This window comes from Psychrobacter sp. APC 3426, assembly GCF_030408035.1.
GTDB lineage: Bacteria > Pseudomonadota > Gammaproteobacteria > Pseudomonadales > Moraxellaceae > Psychrobacter.
The window spans coordinates 1-20,102 of the sequence record NZ_JASDCF010000035.1 but is presented as its reverse complement, the minus strand read 5'-3'; the positions used below and the strand labels follow the sequence as shown (position 1 = coordinate 20,102).

General features: G+C 44.5%; 17 protein-coding genes. 16 read left to right on the top strand and 1 reads right to left on the bottom strand.

Annotated elements, in window-relative coordinates:
- Positions 1-203 precede the first annotated feature (203 nt).
- The 15 genes from QL919_RS12995 to QL919_RS12925 all read left to right on the top strand — a co-directional run bounded on the left by QL919_RS12995 (position 204) and on the right by QL919_RS12925 (position 16,794).
- Positions 204-1,556 (top strand): Na(+)-translocating NADH-quinone reductase subunit A, encoded by a 1,353-nt coding sequence (locus tag QL919_RS12995; RefSeq protein WP_290189904.1) that lies wholly within the window; start codon positions 204-206, stop codon positions 1,554-1,556.
- A gap of 5 nt (positions 1,557-1,561) precedes the next feature.
- On the top strand, positions 1,562-2,797 hold the full coding sequence (locus tag QL919_RS12990; protein ID WP_290189903.1) for an NADH:ubiquinone reductase (Na(+)-transporting) subunit B: 1,236 nt from the start codon (positions 1,562-1,564) through the stop codon (positions 2,795-2,797).
- Positions 2,778-3,674: a Na(+)-translocating NADH-quinone reductase subunit C gene (locus tag QL919_RS12985; protein WP_290189902.1), complete on the top strand. Its 897-nt coding sequence runs from the start codon at positions 2,778-2,780 to the stop codon at positions 3,672-3,674. The genes QL919_RS12990 and QL919_RS12985 overlap by 20 nt, the downstream gene beginning before the upstream one ends.
- A gap of 1 nt (position 3,675) precedes the next feature.
- Positions 3,676-4,347: an NADH:ubiquinone reductase (Na(+)-transporting) subunit D gene (locus QL919_RS12980; protein ID WP_290189901.1), complete on the top strand. Its 672-nt coding sequence runs from the start codon at positions 3,676-3,678 to the stop codon at positions 4,345-4,347.
- Complete coding sequence (gene nqrE, locus QL919_RS12975; protein ID WP_057762170.1) at positions 4,347-4,955, top strand: NADH:ubiquinone reductase (Na(+)-transporting) subunit E; 609 nt, start codon at positions 4,347-4,349, stop codon at positions 4,953-4,955. Before QL919_RS12980 ends, nqrE begins: the two co-directional genes overlap by 1 nt.
- Before the next feature lie 123 nt (positions 4,956-5,078).
- Positions 5,079-6,314: an NADH:ubiquinone reductase (Na(+)-transporting) subunit F gene (nqrF, locus tag QL919_RS12970; protein WP_290189900.1), complete on the top strand. Its 1,236-nt coding sequence runs from the start codon at positions 5,079-5,081 to the stop codon at positions 6,312-6,314.
- A gap of 173 nt (positions 6,315-6,487) precedes the next feature.
- On the top strand, positions 6,488-7,288 hold the full coding sequence (locus tag QL919_RS12965) for an SDR family oxidoreductase (protein ID WP_290189899.1): 801 nt from the start codon (positions 6,488-6,490) through the stop codon (positions 7,286-7,288).
- Positions 7,289-7,449: 161 nt separating this feature from the next.
- The gene (locus tag QL919_RS12960) at positions 7,450-8,616 is read left to right on the top strand and encodes an FAD:protein FMN transferase (protein ID WP_290189898.1); all 1,167 of its coding nucleotides are present in this window, start codon (positions 7,450-7,452) and stop codon (positions 8,614-8,616) included.
- A 129-nt stretch (positions 8,617-8,745) separates the two neighbouring features.
- Complete coding sequence (gene nqrM / locus QL919_RS12955) at positions 8,746-8,991, top strand: (Na+)-NQR maturation NqrM (protein ID WP_290189897.1); 246 nt, start codon at positions 8,746-8,748, stop codon at positions 8,989-8,991.
- A gap of 372 nt (positions 8,992-9,363) precedes the next feature.
- On the top strand, positions 9,364-10,593 hold the full coding sequence (locus tag QL919_RS12950) for an MFS transporter (RefSeq protein ID WP_290189896.1): 1,230 nt from the start codon (positions 9,364-9,366) through the stop codon (positions 10,591-10,593).
- 92 nt (positions 10,594-10,685) lie between these two features.
- Entirely contained in the window at positions 10,686-11,462 is a 777-nt protein-coding gene (locus tag QL919_RS12945) for an arylesterase (protein ID WP_290189895.1), read from the top strand.
- 107 nt (positions 11,463-11,569) lie between these two features.
- Positions 11,570-12,277, top strand: coding sequence for an ABC transporter ATP-binding protein (locus QL919_RS12940; RefSeq protein ID WP_290189912.1), 708 nt, complete (start codon positions 11,570-11,572; stop codon positions 12,275-12,277).
- Position 12,278: 1 nt separating this feature from the next.
- Positions 12,279-14,873, top strand: a complete 2,595-nt coding sequence (locus QL919_RS12935) for an FtsX-like permease family protein (RefSeq protein WP_290189894.1) — start codon at positions 12,279-12,281, stop codon at positions 14,871-14,873.
- Positions 14,874-15,142: 269 nt separating this feature from the next.
- A complete protein-coding gene (locus tag QL919_RS12930) occupies positions 15,143-16,096 on the top strand; it encodes a hypothetical protein (protein WP_290189893.1) in 954 nt (317 codons plus the stop codon).
- Positions 16,093-16,794, top strand: coding sequence for a hypothetical protein (locus QL919_RS12925; protein WP_290189892.1), 702 nt, complete (start codon positions 16,093-16,095; stop codon positions 16,792-16,794). Before QL919_RS12930 ends, QL919_RS12925 begins: the two co-directional genes overlap by 4 nt.
- A gap of 462 nt (positions 16,795-17,256) precedes the next feature.
- On the opposite strand, the gene QL919_RS12920 is transcribed toward QL919_RS12925, so the two are convergent.
- Positions 17,257-18,210: an NAD(P)-dependent oxidoreductase gene (locus QL919_RS12920; protein WP_290189891.1), complete on the bottom strand. Its 954-nt coding sequence runs from the start codon at positions 18,208-18,210 to the stop codon at positions 17,257-17,259.
- 224 nt (positions 18,211-18,434) lie between these two features.
- Between QL919_RS12920 and QL919_RS12915 the strand changes: the two genes are divergently transcribed.
- Positions 18,435-19,820 carry a valine--pyruvate transaminase gene (locus QL919_RS12915; protein ID WP_290189890.1) on the top strand — a complete coding sequence of 462 codons (1,386 nt, stop codon included), beginning with the start codon at positions 18,435-18,437 and terminating at the stop codon, positions 19,818-19,820.
- Positions 19,821-20,102: the final 282 nt, after the last annotated feature.

Sequence of the window (20,102 nt, the reverse complement as noted above, 5' to 3'; positions counted from 1 at the left end):
CGTGTTGTTAAGGAGTCTAAGGTCAGCGTTAATACTCTTACTAGTAGTTATGATGATGCATTATTTATAAAGAACCATTTATCACTATCCTACTATAGGCATAGCGATTTGAGGGCTTTATTAAATGACGCAGATGTTCATGCTGCCGATATACCAAACAGGACGTCTGGTATCGTTTTAGACTATGGACTAAGTTTTCGCTTATGATTACCATCAAAAAAGGTTTGGATTTGCCCATCACCGGTGAACCCTCCCGCGAGATATCTGAGCACCAACCGACACATGTAGCAATCATTGGCTATGATTATGTGGGTATGAAACCCACGATGAATGTCAAAGAAGGTGATGTCGTAGCTAAAGGTCAACCCGTTTTTGAAGACAAAAAACGTGTTGGTGTTATCTACACCGCCCCTGCTGCTGGTAAAGTCATCGCCATTAACCGCGGTGAACGTCGTGTGTTTGAAAGCCTTGTGATTGCGGTCGACCCAAACGGTGAAGAAGTAGACTTCGAGCGCTATGACTCCCAGCAACTTGCTGACCTAGACTCGGAGGTCGTTGAAACCCAACTGCTTGCCTCTGGCGAATGGACTGCGTTCCGTACGCGTCCCTATAGCCGCTCTCCTGAAATCGGTGCCCGTCCGCATGCTATCTTTGTCACCGCAATGGATACCAATCCATTAGCGTTTGACCCAATGCTGCTGATCAATGAACAATTGCAGGCGTTCAATGACGGACTCGCTGTATTATCTACCCTCAGCCCAAAGACCTTTGTCTGCCATCATGGTGATGCCCAGCTGACACCTGTTGCAAAAACTGCAGCGAACAATGTTACTGAGTATCATAGTTTTGCGGGTAAGCATCCTGCTGGTCTTGCCGGTACCCATATTCACTTTTTGCACCCAATCATGCGCGGCGTAAGCGTCTGGACGATCGGTTATCAAGATGTGATTGCGATTGGTAAGTTGTTTACGACGGGACGTATCTATACGCGCCGTATGCTGAGCCTTGCTGGTCCCGCGGTTACCAATCCGCATTTGGTTGTCACTGAGCGCGGTGCTGACATCACGGCATTAACCAAAGGCCAACTGGCTGCTGGCGAGAATCGTATTATCTCCGGTTCTGTATTGTCTGGTCGCAAGTCTTTCCCAAATATCGCTTACTTGGGTCGCTTTCATAATCAAGTCAGTGTATTACCTGAAGGTCGTGAGCGCCCAGCGTTCCACTTCTTTAGTCCAGGTGCCAATCGCTTCTCTAAATTGCCTATTTATATTTCGCAGTTTTTTGGTGGCAAAAAGTACAACTTCACCACCACAAGTAACGGCTCACCGCGAGCCATGGTACCAATTGGTGTCTTTGAAGAAGTCATGCCACAAGACTATCTGCCAACGCAACTTTTGCGCGCTTTGATTGTCGAAGACATCATCAGCGCTGTTGAGCTGGGTGCACTTGAACTGGATGAAGAAGATTTAGCATTATGCACCTTTGTATCTCCTGGCAAATATGAATTCGGTGATATTTTGCGTGATAACTTAACGCGCATTGAGCTGGAGGGCTAACCACGATGAAATTTTTACACAATATGTTCGATCGTATGGAGCCGTCTTTTACCAAGGGTGGCAAGCACGAAAAATACTACGCCCTATTTGAGATGTTTGACACATTTTTACGTCAACCAGGCTCAACCACATACGCCTCATCACACGTACGCGACGGTATTGATCTAAAGCGTATTATGATTACTGTATGGCTATGTACCTTCCCAGCGATGTTTTGGGGTATGTACAACATTGGTCATCAAGCATTAACGGCTATTGCAACGCTTGGTCTACAACCTGAAGGTTGGCGCACTGTTATCACGAGCATGGCAGGCTATAACCCTGATAGTATCTGGGCAAGCTTTGTCTATGGAGCCATGCAATTTTTACCGATTTACCTTGTGACCTTTGGTGTTGGTATTCTCTGTGAGATTATCTTTGCTGTAGTGCGCGGGCATGAAGTCAACGAAGGCTTCTTTGTGACCTCTGTCCTATTTGCCCTTTGTCTACCACCAGACATTCCATTGTGGCAAGTCGCCCTAGGTATTATCTTTGGTGTGGTCGTGGCAAAAGAAGTATTCGGTGGTACGGGTAAAAACTTCCTTAACCCTGCCCTATCAGGTCGTGCTTTCCTATACTTCGCGTATCCAGCCTATATGTCTGGCGATTCAGTATGGACAGCGGTTGATGGGTTCTCTGGTGCAACGCCACTAGGTCTTGCGGCACTTGGGGTGTCTCCTCAGGATTTCGTCGATGTCTATGGCAATGCCATTACGTGGAGTGATGCATTCTTTGGCAATATGCAAGGCAGTATCGGTGAAGTATCTACCCTAGCTATCCTAATGGGTGCGGTCGTTCTACTATGGACGCGTATCGCTTCATGGCGCATCATGGCAGGTTGTGTGGTGGGTCTTATCGCCACCTCACTGGTGTTCAATATGATCGGCTCTGAAGACAACCTAATGATGAATCTGCCGTTTTATTGGCATTTGGTTATCGGTGGTTTTGCGTTTGGTGCTGTATTTATGGCAACCGATCCAGTCTCTGCTGCCCATACCAATAAAGGCCGTTGGGCTTATGGTATCTTGATTGGCTTTATGACCGTCTTGATTCGTGTTGTCAACCCAGCCTTCCCAGAAGGCATTATGCTGGCCATTCTATTCGCCAACTTATTTGCTCCATTGTTTGATTATTTTGTGACCCAAGCAAACATCAAACGCCAAACCGCTCGGAGGGTTCGCTATGTCCAAGCCCAAAAGTAATAATGCGAAAACCATCAGCGTGGCATTAACGCTATGCTTAGTGTGTTCCGTATTGGTGTCGGCAGTTGCGGTTGGCCTAAAGCCGGCGCAAGTCGAAAACGCCCGTCTTGACCGTAATAAAAATATTCTGGTCGCAGCTGGTATGTACGATGCTCAGTCAGACACAGCAGATGATGTGGCTGAACGTTTTAAAGACTTCAATGTCGAAATCGTTGACCTAAGTAAAGGTAACTATCTCGATGATGACGCTCTTAAAGTAGCTGGTATTCCTGATCGTAATGCTTATGACGCCAGTCAAGCGACTAAAAACAAAGCGCTCAGTGAAGACTTGGGCAGTAACGACCCTGCAGGTATTGGTCGTGTTCCTAAATATGCCAAAGTCTATGTCAAAAATGATAACGCTGGAAAGCCTGAAATGGTGGTCTTACCCATTCAAGGTTATGGTTTATGGGGTACGATCTATGGCTTCTTAACGCTTGAAAGCGACATGAATACCATCAAAGGTATCAGTTTCTATGAGCATAAAGAAACCCCAGGTCTTGGCGCTCGTATCGAAGAGCCAGAGTGGCGCGCGAAGTGGAGCGGTATTCACTCATATGACGAAAACGGTAATGTTGCGACTGGTGTGACCAAAGCAGGTACACCAAAAGACAACTGGGTCGATGGTATCAGTGGGGCAACACTCACTGGCCGCGGCGTCAGTAACATGATTCAGTTTTGGTTGGGTGAACAAGGTTACAAACCTTATCTAGATATGCTACGCGAAGAAAGTGGTCAAACGATTGATAACGCACAGGCCAATCAATCAACGCTGACAGCTGAACCTAAAACCGAACTGGCAGCTACGCTACCAGTAGCAAACGGCAAGGAGGCATAACATGGCTGACACTAAAAGTATTTTAACCTCGCCTATTTTTGATAATAACCCCATTGCCCTGCAGATATTAGGTATCTGTTCGGCGCTGGCCGTCACCACTAGCATGGCCAACGCCATGGTGATGTGTGTGGCATTGACTCTGGTAACGGCGTTTTCAAGTTTCTTTATCTCAATTATTCGTAAGCAAATCCCATCAAGCATTCGTATTATTGTGCAGATGACGATTATTGCTTCATTGGTTATCCTAGTCGATCAGGTGCTAAAAGCCGTTGCTTATGATGTCAGTAAAGGCCTGTCGGTATTCGTTGGTTTGATTATCACCAACTGTATCGTCATGGGCCGTGCCGAAGCGTTTGCCATGAGTAACCCACCTGTACCGAGCTTTTTAGATGGTATTGGTAACGGTCTTGGTTACTCAGCAGTACTGCTGTTCGTCGCGACTATTCGTGAGTTATTGGGGTCAGGCACTTGGTTTGGTATCACTATCTTACAACCAGTGACTGACGGCGGTTGGTATTTGCCAAACGGCTTACTATTATTGCCACCGTCTGCATTCTTTATCATTGGTTTGTTCATTGCCATTGTCCGTATTTGGAAACCAGAACAGGTTGAAGAAGCTGAATTTGTAATGAAGCCGCAGTCTAAAGGCATGGCACATGGAGGCGGTCACTAATGGGACATTATGTTAGTTTATTTATAACCTCAGTCTTTATTGAGAACATGGCGCTTGCCTACTTCTTAGGCATGTGTACTTTCTTGGCAGTATCAAAGAAAGTATCCACTGCGATAGGCCTTGGGGTTGCCGTAATCGTCGTGATGGCAATTACCGTGCCGCTGAACAACTTGCTGTTTCAGTTCATCCTAAAAGATGGTGCACTGGCATGGGCAGGCTTCCCTGATATCGACTTGAGCTTCTTAGGATTGCTCAGTTACATTGGTTTGATTGCAGCCACCGTACAGATCCTAGAGATGTTCTTGGACAAGTTTGTACCGAGTCTATATAACGCACTTGGGGTATTCTTACCACTAATCACCGTAAACTGTGCCATCTTGGGTGGTGTACTATTTATGGTTGAGCGTGACTATAATTTCGGCGAATCAGTCGTATATGGTGTCGGTGCAGGCTTTGGTTGGGCATTGGCAATTACCGCATTGGCCGGTATCCGTGAAAAGTTAAAATACTCAGACATTCCAGCACCGCTGCGTGGTCTTGGTATTACCTTTATCACTGTTGGTCTGATGTCGCTTGGCTTTATGTCTTTTGGCGGTATGTCAATTTAAACCGCTAAGCATAAAACCCTATTTAGCGATTTAACCTATTTAATTCATTTATTCGGTAGGGGTTCAGAAAGTACGCAATGACGTTTTTTTGCCCCCCTACTCCATAGATTAAGGATACCTACCATGGATTACGCTACGGCGATTGGTGGCGTTGCTATGTTTACTGTGATCATCATGGGCCTTGTCGCCATTATTTTGGCGGCACGCTCAAAATTGGTCAGTTCAGGCGATGTTACTATCCATATCAATGATAATCCCGATAATGATGTTGTGACCCCAGCAGGCGGCAAACTACTGCAAACACTAGCAAGTGAAGGTATCTTTTTATCTTCAGCCTGTGGTGGCGGTGGTACTTGTGCGCAGTGTCGTTGCCGCGTTATTGAAGGTGGCGGTTCTATCCTGCCCACCGAAGAAGGCTATTTTACTCAAGGCGAAATCCGTAATAACATGCGTTTAGCCTGTCAGGTAGCCGTTAAGCAAGACATGAAAATCGAGATTGACCCTGAGTTCTTTGATGTACAAAAGTGGGAATGTGAAGTTGTCTCTAACGAGAACGTTGCTACCTTTATTAAAGAGTTGGTGCTCAAAATTCCAGATGGCGAAGAAGTCAATTTCCGTGCCGGTGGTTATGTTCAGTTAGAAGCGCCACCGCATGAAGTGCACTATAAAGACTTTGATATTCAAGAAGAGTATCGCGAAGACTGGGAAAAGTTTGGCATTTTCAAATATGTCTCAAAAGTTGATGAGCCTGTGATTCGTGCTTATTCAATGGCCAACTATCCCGACGAAAAAGGCATCATCAAATTTAACATCCGTATTGCCAGTCCACCACCACGTGGCCCTGACGGTATTCCACCAGGTCAGATGTCTTCTTGGACATTTAGCTTAAAACCTGGCGATAAAGTCACCGTGTCAGGTCCTTACGGTGAGTTCTTTGCCAAAGATACTGACGCTGAGATGATCTTCGTCGGTGGTGGTGCTGGTATGGCGCCAATGCGCTCACATATCTTTGATCAGCTTAAACGCTTAAACTCTGATCGTAAGATTAGCTTTTGGTACGGTGCTCGCTCTATTCGTGAGATGTTCTATGTTGAAGACTATGATCAACTAGAAGAAGAGTTTGATAACTTTGAGTGGCATGTGGCCTTATCTGACCCACTTCCTGAAGACAATTGGGATGGCTACACTGGCTTCATCCATAATGTCTTGCTAGAAGAATATCTAAAAGACCACCCAAACCCAGAAGACTGTGAATACTACATGTGTGGGCCACCGATGATGAACGCTGCTGTCATCGATATGCTACACAGCTTGGGTGTGGAAGATGAAAACATCTTACTTGATGACTTTGGTGGTTAAGTAAAGAAAGTATCTTAAAAGCTATATCTAAAAAGAGAGTCTCAATTGAGGCTCTTTTTTTTGATTAAATTTTTTTCACTATACAAACTACAAATTTAAATAATCTCTCATAGACGCTATCCTATATTATGGGTTGTTGATATAAATCGTGTACAAACCAAGAAAGGACTCTTATGAAAACCAAAGTAAAAGACTTAACCATTTGGATAACCGGCGCCTCTAGCGGTATCGGTGAAGCCCTAGCCATTGCTTTTGCCAAACGCGGTGCTCGGATTATCTTAAGTGGTCGTGATGAGACAAAATTAGCAGCGGTCAAAAAAAGCTGTAAATCTAGCAAAAAGCATATCGTTATCGCCTTTGACATCAGTGATGCCGAGCAAACAAAAGCAGCCTACCAGGCAGCGATAGAACAAACAGGACAAATCGACTGGCTTATCAATAATGCTGGCATCAGTCAGCGCTCACTCATTATGGAAACCACGGAAGACGTAGAGCGTCAATTGATGGAGATAGATTACTTTGCGCAAACTCGGCTGACCAGATTGGTATTGCCAGAGATGATCGCACAAGGTGGCGGTAAAGTTGTGATGATATCCAGTGTCGCAGGTTTGCTCGGCACCCAATATCGCGGTGCTTACGGCGCAGCCAAAGCCGCTATTCATATGTGGGCAAATAGTCTGCGGGCAGAATTGCACGACCAAGGCATCGAGGTAGTGACGATATTCCCAGGATTTATTCAAACCAATATCTCTATCAATGCACTAACGGGTGATGGCAGTGCACAAGGAACGATGGATGAAGCGACCAATCAGGGGTTGACGGCTACTGCCTTTGCTAAGCAAGTGCTCAAAGCGCTGACTAAAGGGGAAGAATATATCGTCGTGGCAGGTCGTAAAGAAAAACTCGCCACCACCGTCAATCGACTGTCTCCGCCAAAGCTATATAAACTTATTCGTGAATCACAAGTAAAATAAAGAACGGTGGTTTATTGATAATAAGCCATATCAACCATACTGTTTTATGGGTATAAGAGCCACTAAACCATAACGTGATTGGCGTTATTGGTCGCAAGGGGTGTAAAATGGGCAATGCAAATCCGATGCCTCACCCACCCCTCTGCTATAAAAAAGAACCTATGAAAACTTTAATATCTTACTCATCAACTGACTCATCATCTATCACTAAAACGACTCGCGCTACTTTATTTAGCGTGATTGGTGTTGCCAGTGCGTTAACCCTCACTGCTTGCCAGCCACAAAAACCAGATTATAATTACCTGATCGGTGAAACGATGGGCACCAGCTATCATATTAGCTACCAGTTGCCAGCCGATGGTGATGAAGCCGCCATACAGGCGTCAATTGATGAACGCTTGCAGCAAATCAATGACAGTATGTCGACCTATCAAGCCGATTCAACCATTTCTACATTCAACCGATTGGGTAAAGACACGCCCATTACTATTGATGCAGATTTTAGTCACGTGCTCGAGGTATCGCGGACGGTTTATGAGCAGTCTGGTGGTGCCTTCGATCCTACGGTGATGCCATTGATAAACACTTGGGGTTTTGGTAGTACGATGACCATTGAGCGCTTACAAAGCCCGCCAACGGCAAGTGAGATTGCTCAAGCAAAAGCATTGGTAGACTTTAAAAGTGTCATAAAAAAAGATAATACTATCTACAAAACCAAAGACGGTGTCGGTTTAGACTTCTCAGCTGTCGCCAAAGGTTATGGTGTCGACGTCATCGCCGACGTACTCAGAAATGACTATCAAATTCGTAATTATATGGTGGAGATAGGCGGTGAGATTGCGAGCTCTGGCGTTAATAATCAACAGCAGCCTTGGCAAATCGCTATTGATGCGCCTATCGAAGACAGTACAGTGAGTGAACGTCAGACCATATCAGCGATTCGTCAGCCAATGAATACTGCCAACCAGATGTATCTTGCGACTTCTGGTAACTATCGCAATTCAGTCATATTCGATGGTAAGCGCTATAGCCATACGATTGACCCAACGACGGGCGAGCCTATCGCAGGCGGTGCACCTTCGGTAACGGTGGCCGCTGATTCAGTGGCGCTTGCTGATGCATGGGCAACCGCCCTCACTGCAATGCCTTATGAAAAGGCGCTAAATCTGGCCAAAGAGCAGAATCTGGCGGCTTTGTTTGTCGTACTGGCTGACAATGTAAATCCCGAAGACTTAGCTGGTCATGACAAAAATTCCGATAGCAAGGATAATTGGCAGGTCGTGCAAACCCCTGCGATGCAAGCGTTACGCACTGACAAACCGATGTAAATGACAGTCGTAGTACTGTAAACCGGAAGATAAGCTGCAACGAGCGCTGCGAAAATTTGCTATACTATTAAGGTGTTGTCTCTATAAATAAAGATAGCACCTCTATTTTTGAAAAACGAGGTTTCCTCTATGCTGAATCAACTGCTTCCCATGCTTGCCATTACCTTTACCGTATTTGTATTGTTCTTTATATTTATGGGCATCGGCTATATGGTGAAAAAAAAGCCGCTTAGAGGGTCTTGTGGCGGCGTTGCTAAATTAATGGGTGATGAAAACTGCTCATTCTGTGGTAACGATCCCAATAAATGTGATTCTCTCATCGCAGAACAACAAGAAAGCGCGTTAAAAGCCGCTCAATTAGGTAAATCTGTATAAACCATCCGTTTGTTACCATACGCTGGTAGTATTTACCTAACATCTGTTCTTATAATAGCGTCTAGTCCTTTGAAAGGGGCTGGCGCTATTTTTAGTTGTGCTATTCATTTATTAGTAAATATTTTATAAATGGCTGTTTTTAGCCAGCTTAAAACGCAATGAGCTATTTCAAATCATTGCCTATATATTATTTTTACCTTATTTAATCGAATATCAAGCTTGTATGCCTTACGCTCTGTAAGTGCTCTCTCATTCTGTGTTACCGTTTCACTCACCACTTCGGTGCATTTTCTTTGGTGTTATTTATAAGCGACGACTCTATCGGCGCTGCTCAATAACGTGTTTTTTTCTTATTCTAATAGTCGTGCTGCTATGTCTACCTCTTCTAACGCGCAGTCATTTAAGCTGTCCTCCTCACGCTTTACTTTTTGGCTCGTATTATGTGCCATGATTTTACTCGCCACTAATATGCGTGCACCAATCGTTGCCCTTGGCTCTATTGCGCCAGTTGTACAAGAGGCGCTCGGTATCTCCGAGATACAGATTGGTTGGCTGGGCGCGGTACCTATGCTGACGTTTGCAGTAGGCGCGCTTATTGCGCCATCAATTGGCAAACGTTTTGGACTTGAGAACACACTCATTGTGATGGTTGCACTACTGACCTTTGGCATGGTGCTACGTTCTGTCGTTCCTACGTGGATTGGCTTTTTAAGTGGCACTTTGCTACTGACCCTAGCTATTGGTTTTGCCAACACCTTAGCAGCACCCGTTATCAAGCAGCGTACACCAAATCATATTCCGCTGATTACAGGCATATTTAGTTTAACGATGACGGTATCGGCTGGCATCGTCGCAGGCGTCGTATTGCCGCTGTCTGAGCAGGTAGGTTGGCAGTGGGCATTGGGAGGTTGGTCACTGCTAGGTGTTTTTGCCATTGTACTTTGGATATTTTTACGTTTGCGTTTGGGCTCCTCCAGTCATCAAGCAGTTGTCCTGCCGACAGCAGGATCCTCAGATATATCCATGTGGCGCACGCCTTTTGCTTGGCAAATTGCGGTGTTTATGGGTCTGCAGTCCTTACTATTTTATACGGTTGCCAGTTTCTTGCCCTCTATCTGGGTGAGCAAAGGACTCTCCGCCGTCAAAGCAGGCCAAATGGGCTCGGTGTTTCAATTTATGGCACCAATCGCTATCTTAAGCCTAACGTGGCTGGTAAACCGTGGTCGCCCTATTCAGGCACTGGCCGTATTCGCTGCTGTACTAAATGTTATTGGTATTTTAGGGGTCAGCTATTTATCCACTGACTTAGCATGGTTGTGGTCAGGCCTTATGGGCATCGGCTGCTCCGCTATTTTTACGCTAAGTATGATGCTGTTTTCACTACGGACCTATACCACCAATCAATCTAGCGAGCTGTCTGGTATGGCTCAATTTGTTGGGTATTTGATTGCGTTCTTTGGTCCGCTGGGCACTGGTTGGCTGCACGAAGCAACTGGCAGCTGGGACTTACCGCTGTTCCTTATGTTAATTTTAATGGTTATTAACGTAGTGGTCGCTTGGATGGTGAGCCGTCCGGTTATGGTCGATGGACAAAAGGCTTAATGACAAAAAAGAATAAAATAACCTTAGGGTAATATTGGTGATTGTCTTATTTTGCTACACTGATTGAATCGTATATAGGACAGCATAACATCATGAATTTACCCTCGCGTTTCGCTAGACACCTACCAGTATTGGCTATTTTGACAGTCGTCATGACCCTTAGCGGTTGTCAAAAAGAGCCTGAATCAAATAAAACTGACAACACTCAAAGCACTAACCAAACGGTGGAAGCCAACAACGCCGAACAAACAGTAGTGACGAATAAGCAGCAACAAGCACCACTCACCATTTTAGCACTTGGCGATTCTCTGACCGAAGGCTTAGGCGTAGACCCTAACGACAATTACCCTGCCCAATTAGAAGCAACGCTAAAGGAAATGGGCTACGAGAATGTCAAAGTTGTCAATTCAGGTCTAAGTGGGGAAACCAGTACGGGCTTGGTTAATCGTTTGGACTGGGTGGCACAGACCAAGCCTGACATTACTATTTTGACCATCGGTGCGAATGATGCTATCCGTGGTATTGACGTCGCAACGGTTGAAGCCAATATCCGTACCGCCGTTAAACGCTTGCAAGACAATGGCAGTGAAGTCATCTTGGGCGGCATGCAGATTTATGACAATCTTGGCTCTGACTATGTACAGTCGTTTGCCGCGATTTACCCTCGCGTCGCTAAAGATATGAACGTCACGCTGATTCCATTCTTCTTAGATGGTGTGGGCGGCGACCCTGAGCTCAACCAAGCTGATGCCATTCATCCAACCAAAGATGGCTACACGATTATCGTTAATGATAATATCCTGCCAATCTTAGCGCCTAAGCTTGAAGCCCTTGTAGAAGAAGCCCTTATAGAGAATGAAAACAACTGATTCGACTGACTAACAACACTTAGCAAGCCAGTGCAAGTAACAGACACTACGTCAACTGAGACCCTGTAATGACCTTATCAAATCCGACTGCACCATCGTCAACACCAATATCAGAATCTATACCAAATTCTGCACAGCAAGCCCTACTAACCGCCTCGCATCTCAATAAAACCGTGCAAGTCGGGGAACAATCGCTGTCTATTATCAAAGACGTCAGTATTCATGTTGATGCTGGCGAGTTTGTAGTGATTATGGGTAAATCAGGCTCAGGAAAATCAACTTTGCTTGGTTTGCTGGCAGCGCTAGATTATCCTGATAGCGGCTCGGTTGAGCTGGCTGGACAGACATTAAGCAGTCTTGATGAAGATGCTCTCGCTGTCATTCGTCAACGTGATATGGGCTTTGTTTTTCAGTCTTTTCATCTACTGCCAACTTTGACGGTGGCGGAAAACATTGCGTTCCCGCTTGATATCGCTCGACGTCCGAATAAAGCACGCGTCAATGAATTGATTGAGGCCGTCGATCTGGGTCATAGACGTCATAGTCTGCCCAATCAACTATCAGGCGGCGAGCAACAGCGCACGGCGGTGGCACGGGCACTGGTATCGCAGCCAAAGATTGTATTTGCTGATGAGCCGACAGGTAATCTAGATGAGCAAAATGCTGACCAAGTAATGAATCTGCTATTAGATTTACGCCAGCAGACGGGTTCAGCACTCGTCGTTGTGACTCATGATCCTGCGCTTGCCGAAATGGCGGATCGCGTTATTACCATGCATGACGGTATGATAGATGGGTCGAAAGTTAATGGATAACATGGATAAAGAGTCAAATTATTCTGGTAGCATGATACGCCAACTTTTCACTCGCGATCTAGGCTCGCAAGCGTTAAGTCGTAGCTGGTGGCGGCGCTGGGTATATCCGGTGCTGTTTTTATTAACGCTCACGCTATCGCTTGCCACCTACCTCACTCTTGACTCTATTCAGCAGTCTGTTGATAGCTATATCACTGACAATCAGCGCGCGCTAATCGGTGGTGATCTGATCCTTGAGAGCAATCAAGAATGGCCAGCGGACATTTTAAAGCTAGTTCAAACCTTGCCTGACAACCAAATCGTCTACGATCATCAGTTCAGCTCTATGATCGTCACCGAAGAGCAAACCTTGCTGGTGCGTGTCAAAGGCATCACGCCTGCTTATCCGCTATATGGAACAGCAGAAACGGATTCGGGCAAACCGTTATGGCAACAGCTCAAGCCTGATACTGTGGTCGTCGCGCCAGAAGTCCTGCAAGGTATTAATGCGAGTATTGGCGATAGCATTACTATTGGCGAAGGGCAATTTACGATCAGCGATGTGCTGACCAAAGAGCCGGATCGTCCGCTCAGTGCCTTTGACTTTGGCGGGCATGTCCTCATGCAAGCGGACGCACTGAAGGCAACCAACTTACTCGGTCAACGTAGCCGCGTGCGTTATCGCATTGAGATGGCAGGAGACGCTGAGACCATAGAGCCGCTACGTGAGCAATTAGAGCAAACCTTGACCAGCTACCCTGATATTAGGCTGTCTGATATCGATTCAGAGGACACGCAAATATCACGCATCTCTGACAATGTATTGATGTTTTTAAAACTACTGGTCATTGCAGTATTGCTATTATCTGCGGTGGCGATGTATGGGGTCATCACAGCTTTTGTGACCAAGCAACAGTCCAATAATGCGATTCGCTTGGCCTTAGGTGAGCCTCTTAAATCTCTCAAACGTAGCTATTATCAACTATTGATAGCGACCACAGTTATCGCTTGTATCGCAGCGAGTATCCTGAGTTTCGGCTTACTGCAAATTGGTCAGCCGTATCTTATTGCCATCCTGCCAGCAGACGTTGGCCTAGCCATCAACCCTGTCAGTATAATCAAAACCATCATCATTGCTCTCGTACTGACCTTACTGATTGCTCAGCGTGGCTTAAGCACTCTCAGCACTACTAAGCCTGCAACATTGCTCAATCAAGGTGCTAGCCAGCAATCACAAAACCTGCCTTGGTATCGACGCTTACCCCTATTATGGTACGGGCTGATGCTGGTAGGGCTGTATGCGTTTTTTGCTTATGAAGTTGGCTCATTAACATTTGGCGCGCAGCTACTCGCTGGTCTAATTGCCTTTGTGGCGATATTTTGGCTATTGGCACGCGCTTGGCTATGGCTGCTGACCAAATTTGCAATGAATACTGATATCAGTTGGATGAAGCGCATTGCCATTCATAACCTTGCGCGTAAAGGTAACCAATCTGCGCTGTTTTTTGTCACCCTATCGCTATCAGTGGCTGTCCTCACGCTCATCACCACGCTCAATCATAGTATCAATGCCCAGTTTATTAATGCGTATCCTGAAGATGCACCCAATTTATTTTTGCTAGATGTACAAAGCGATCAACATGAAGATATTGATGCGTTAATCGGTGCGCCAGTGAGCTACTATCCTGTCATTCGCGCCCGCGTGGTGACTGCAAATGATGTACCCGCGCAAGATATTCAACCTGCGGATGGCTTTGATGAGCCTACTCGCGTCTTTAACTTAAGCTACGCAGATACGGTGATGGACACTGAGTTTATTACTGATGCGGTAGAAGATAATGAGCTGTACTCGCCTATCGAGGCTATCGAAGCTGATGGTCAACAAGGCCAAACGCCACAGATTGCACCACTGTCTATTTTAGATACTGCTGCAGGCATGCTCAATGTCGGTATGGGCGATCAGGTTCGTTTTAATATTCAAGGTATCGAAATCGTTGGTCAGATTACCAGTATTCGCTCTCGTTACGAGCGCGGCCCAAGCCCTTACTTTTATTTCTTGTTTGAGCCATCGGTGCTATCTGCTGCTCCGCAAATCCAATTTGCCACCGCGCATGTGGCAGAAGATGCTATCCCAGAGCTGCAAGGTAAACTGGTACGCGAATTCCCTGCCGTCACTACCATCGACGGTACGGCAATCGCTGAACAAGTCCAAGAGCTGGTGGTACAAATGAGCCGCTTGGTCTATGTCTTTACCCTGCTGGCATTGCTGACGGGCGTCATGGTGTTGATTAGCTCGCTCCTGTCCACCTCGCAAGATCGCATGACGGAGAGCGCCTCATTTAGGCTATTAGGGATGCAAAAGCGCGATTTATATATGCTCAATATCCTAGAATTAGGCGTGCTTGGTATCAGTGCGGCGACATTTGCGGTCATTATCGCCAGCGTTGGCGCATGGGCTGCGATTACCCAATGGTTTAACCTACGCTTTAGTGTGCCGTGGACGAGCTTAGGAATCGGCGGCGCAGCATTAGTTGCCTTGCTATTTGGCATCGCTATTATCTATGTGAGATTGGTGATTGGACGAGGGATTATGGCAAGGGTTCGGGCTATGATTTGAGGTGAAAAGCGTTGAAAAAATAGTAATTTATTTACAATGGAAACATCAATAGACTTTAGAAGATGACAGTTTTTTTATGTAGAAAAAATCTAGTTAGTTTATATCTCTGATAGATATTTATTGAAGATTTCGCTTAGGCATATCCATTAAGCATCAATACATATAAATTAGTTGGATATGAAATGTCCTAAATATTAAACCTACACTTGTTGATAATTGTATCTTCGTATATATTAACGTATTAAAATAATTTTCACGCAGGCTATTTAATGATTGTCCCCCCTGAAGAAGATATTATCGCTTTTGTACACAGTACATACGGTCAAGATGCTTCTAGAAAGCTACAGAATATTCATCAAGGTGGTCTCAATAATGAGAAAGGAAGAGATTATGAAAACCAATTCCTTCTTTACAAGACCTTCGAGATAGCCAATAAGTACCCACATGATTGTAATAATCAAATCATTGCCTCGCAAACTATTGGTTTCGTTGATGACTTATGTCATATAGACTACGAAGAAAACATAAAGTACAATTTTCAGGCGAAAAACTCATCAGGTAACGCTGCTAAATGGACAGAAGATATCGCTGATAGATTTAGAAAACAAAGAGCAATTGATACTAGCTTGTTTAAAGTTAATTCTACTAAGAATTGCTTACTAGTTTCCGATGAAGCTCGTACTTTAGAAAATAAAGAAAAAATTCCTAATGATTTAAAATCCAAGGATGCTTGTGAATATTTCAAGTTTCATCCTAACATCTATGAATTAGTTCATAATACTAAGTTGTATCATTACGTCGCTACTTTGATAGAGAACCCTTCTAGCAACGAATGTGATTACGCTGTGACTTTAATAAATGGGTCTTTACAGGCTGGTAAACATACAACTATTAGCGATATATTTAGGCAAGCTGAGTCTAATGCGAATCCGAATCCTTTCATAAAGTTCCGTACTTCTACGCACAAACTGCCTAGTTGGGTACAACAAATATTGACAAACAATTCACATTGTGTCATGTATAGTTTAAACTATGATAAGTTAATCTTGACTATAAACCAAATGTTTAAAGTTACATGTAGTATAAAATCTTTGAATGAAGTACCTAAATCTATAGTAGATAACACTAAAAGTATTCAAGAGTTAGTAAGTTTGATGCTATCAGTTACTGGCGATGATATTAAACAATCTCTAAACTCCTCTAAAATGGGAGAGGTAAAATGAGTAGAATTTATACACCTATTGCTACAATTGCAGCCCGAAAGCAACTTGACCGTCTTTTGGAAAGTATAGGTACGCCTAAAGCATATCAATCAACTATGACAGAGTTAGGTAGACTCTTAGCTGAGTCAGTTTTATCTGACTTTACTGAAGCTAGCTGTAAAAGCGCTATCGTAGTTTCTACTGCTGAAGATGCTGATTTTCTTCAGTATGGTGTTTCAACAGTGTTAAAGCGCCATGAAATAAATACAAAATTAGCTGTATTTTGGAATCACCACTATCAGTTACCAAGTAAAAATAGTGTAGCTCCCATATTACATAGTTTTATTGAACCAAACTATGAAGAGATGCAGAGTGTAATTATTGTTAAATCTGTTATGTCAGGGAGTTGTGTCGTTCGTACTAACCTTATTGCGATGTTAGACAAAATAAAAAATGTTGAGAATATATTTATTCTATCTCCTGTCGCTCACAAGGACTCTAGAAGGAAACTAAAAGCGGAGTTTCCTGAAGAAATATCTAGTAAGTTTAAGTTTGTATTTTTTGCTGAGGACGATGTTAAGAATGGTGAGGGCGAAGTCATACCAGGTATAGGTGGTCAAATTTACGATTTACTAGGTTTAGAAAATCAGCCAGCTCTTACAGGATATATGCCCAATGTAGTTAAAAAGCTTGCCTTTAGCAATTTAGAATGCTCCTAAGTGATTATAAAGTTTAAAAAAGGGTATTACTCTCAAAGAGATAATACCCTTCTTCATTTATGCATTCTGTCCATCCGCTATTAAGATTACTACTTTTTACCTCAACATCACATAGATAATCCCTTCTTGATAGAGTCTATTTAGTTCTATAGATTATTTGATTTATTGATGCTACCGCTTAAATTCGAACTCAAGTTAAGATTTTAATTATCGTAGTGAATATTGCCGTAGCAAGGCTTCTTAGCCCTGATTGAAGCGGTAGCTTGGTGGACTGTGGCGCTTACAGCACCTTGCACAGGAGTAGTATCGAGGCAACAGCAACGCTACTGTGTTTAGGTGCTGTGCGCCGCAGACTACCAACTACAAGCGAAAAGCAGGATTAGCTCCAAAACCCAAATATCTTCAAAACATCAAACCCCAAAACCGCAAACCAAAACCTTCTCAATTCACATCCCAGCCACTTTAACTCTGATTATTTTCAATAAAATTATTTATTTGCCGAGTGATTATCTTCCATAGTTTGACCTGCGAGGCTCGGCTGCCTGCACCCATATGCGGGGTTAGAATGATGCGAGGATGACCTTCATTGGCAAGCTGGACAATCGGATCGTTTTCGCCGGCAGGTTCATGCTCGAATACGTCAGTAGCATAGCCAAGTATTTGCTCTTGTCTGACTGCGCTAGCTAAGGCCTCGCTATCGACAATCTTGCCACGTGCGACGTTGACCAGTAGCGGTTTTTTACTCATTTTGCTTAGGGTGTCTTGGTTAATGAGATGTTTGGTTTCCTCGGTGAGCGGGCAATGTATGGTGATGACATCGGACTTGCTCAGGACGGTTTCAAAATCGGTGTAGTCGTCATTACGAGGCTTGCGACCTTGGCGCTCTGCCCACAGCACATTCATGTCATAAGCTTTGGCAAGCTTAGTGATCCGCTTGCCAATATCACCGATACCAATCATACCGATGGTTAAACCCTCGAGGTCAATGGCCTCAGCATCGATAATGTCGGCTCGCCCCTTCTCCTTCCATTCGCCACTTTTGACTTTGCCGTGATAATGGATACTGGCACGCATGGCGCTGAGTAGTAGCATCATGGTGTGCTCGGCGACGGTGGCGCTGGCAAAATCTGGTGCGTTGAGGACTTTGACGTCGTTGTCTTCGCAGGCTTGTTTGTCAATATGGTTGGAGCCGACAGAGAGGAGCTGGATGAGCTTGAGATTGGGTAGCGCCTCAATCACTTCGCGCTCGATGCGTAGGGAGCCATTAATCATGATGTCGGCATCTTGACAGCGCTCAATGATGGTTTTGTTGTCTTGTGGGGTTTCTTCAAAGGTGATGTAGTCGGTTATCTTTTCGGGGGTAGGTCGCGCAAGGTCGGTAGCAAATCTTTTTTCATCGAGTAATACGGCTTTCATAAGGGACTCCTTTTTTAGTAATAGCTCTTTTATTTAAAACTTACTATATAAGGGTTATAGCTGAGGATGTGTTAGCGTTTGTTAGATATCGGACAAGCTCTTGTATATTAAGGTGTGCATCAAGCAAGGTTGTTTACTCACCTCGTCGCCGTCATTTGATATACTAGCGCCACTTTATCAATCAAATAACATGACAACCTCCTCCAAAACAGCATGGTAACCTTATGAAATTCTCAAAATTTGGTCAGAAATTTACCCAGCCGACTGGCATCTCACAATTGATGGATGATCTGGGCGATGCGCTAAAAAGCGATCAGCCAGTCAATATGCTTGGTGGTGGTAACCCTGCGCGTATCGATGCGGTCAATGAAATGTTTTTGCAGACCTATCAAGCGCTTGGGCAAGATATCCTCAATGCCGAACAAGACGCCAGCGTAAAAGAGAAGCACTCGGACAACACTGCGCTTAATAGCATGAGTAACTACTCAAATCCACAAGGTGACGCGGCGTTTATTGATGCGTTGGTCGACTTCTTTAATCGCCATTATGATTGGAACTTGAGCGCGGACAATGTTGCACTGACCAATGGCTCACAGAATGCTTTTTTCTTCTTGTTTAATCTGTTCGGCGGGGCCTTCAGTGATAATAAGCTTGATGAGCATGGTCAAGATAAAGACAGCCAGTTCGTAGACAAATCTATCCTGCTACCACTTGCCCCTGAGTATATTGGCTATAGTGATGTACACGTCGATGGTCAACACTTTATGTCGGTGTTGCCGCATATCGATGAAGTCACTCATGATGGCGAAGAAGGCTTCTTTAAATATCGGGTGGATTTTGAGGCATTAGAGAATTTGCCAGCATTAAAAGAGGGTCGTATTGGCGCGATTTGCTGTTCACGTCCGACCAATCCAACCGGTAACGTGTTAACTGATGAGGAAATGGATCATTTAGCCGAGATTGCCAAACGCTACGATGTCCCACTGATTATCGATAATGCTTATGGTATGCCCTTCCCTAATATCATTTATTCAGATGCGCATTTAAACTGGGATGATAATACGATTCTTTGCTTTAGTCTCTCCAAGATTGGCTTGCCGGGCGTGCGCACTGGCATCATCGTTGCGGCTCCTGAAGTGATTGCAGCTGTCAGCGCTATGAATGCGGTGGTCAATCTAGCCCCTACCCGCTTTGGTGCTGCCATTGCCAAGCCACTGGTAGAAAACGACCGTATCAAGCAACTATCGGACAACGACATCAAGCCGTTTTATCAGCAGCAAGCAAAACTGGCTGTGAGACTTTTGAAAGAAGCATTGGGCGATTATCCATTGATGATTCATAAGCCAGAGGGTGCGATATTCTTTTGGCTATGGTTTAAAGATTTGCCGATTACCACGCTTGATCTATATGAGCGTCTTAAAGAAAAAGGTACGCTCGTCGTACCAAGTCAGTTCTTCTTCCCTGGTGTCGATGTCAGCGACTATCAGCACGCGCATGAATGTATTCGCATGAGTATCGCCGCGGATGAGCAGACGCTCACTGATGGTATTGCAGTGATTGGAGAAGTAGTGCGCGAGCTTTATGATGAGGCGGCAAATAAGAATTCTTAAAGCACTTTATCGTAGGAATGGTTAATTATAGAAACAAAAAAACGGTGTAATGGACAAAATTCATGCTAAAAAGTAGAAGGTAGTCGCTAATGGACATAATTCATGTTATTTGAGTGTCTTTGACCCTAAAAAGTCTTTAATAAACCGCAGCTTACGCTGCTCATTTAGACCGTGATGACTGTGTAATTGTCGCTTTAACTCACTGAATAACCCTTCAATAGAATTGGTGGTATTTGGTATGTCTAAGTGCTTATATTCTTGATAAGTGAATAGCCAATCATT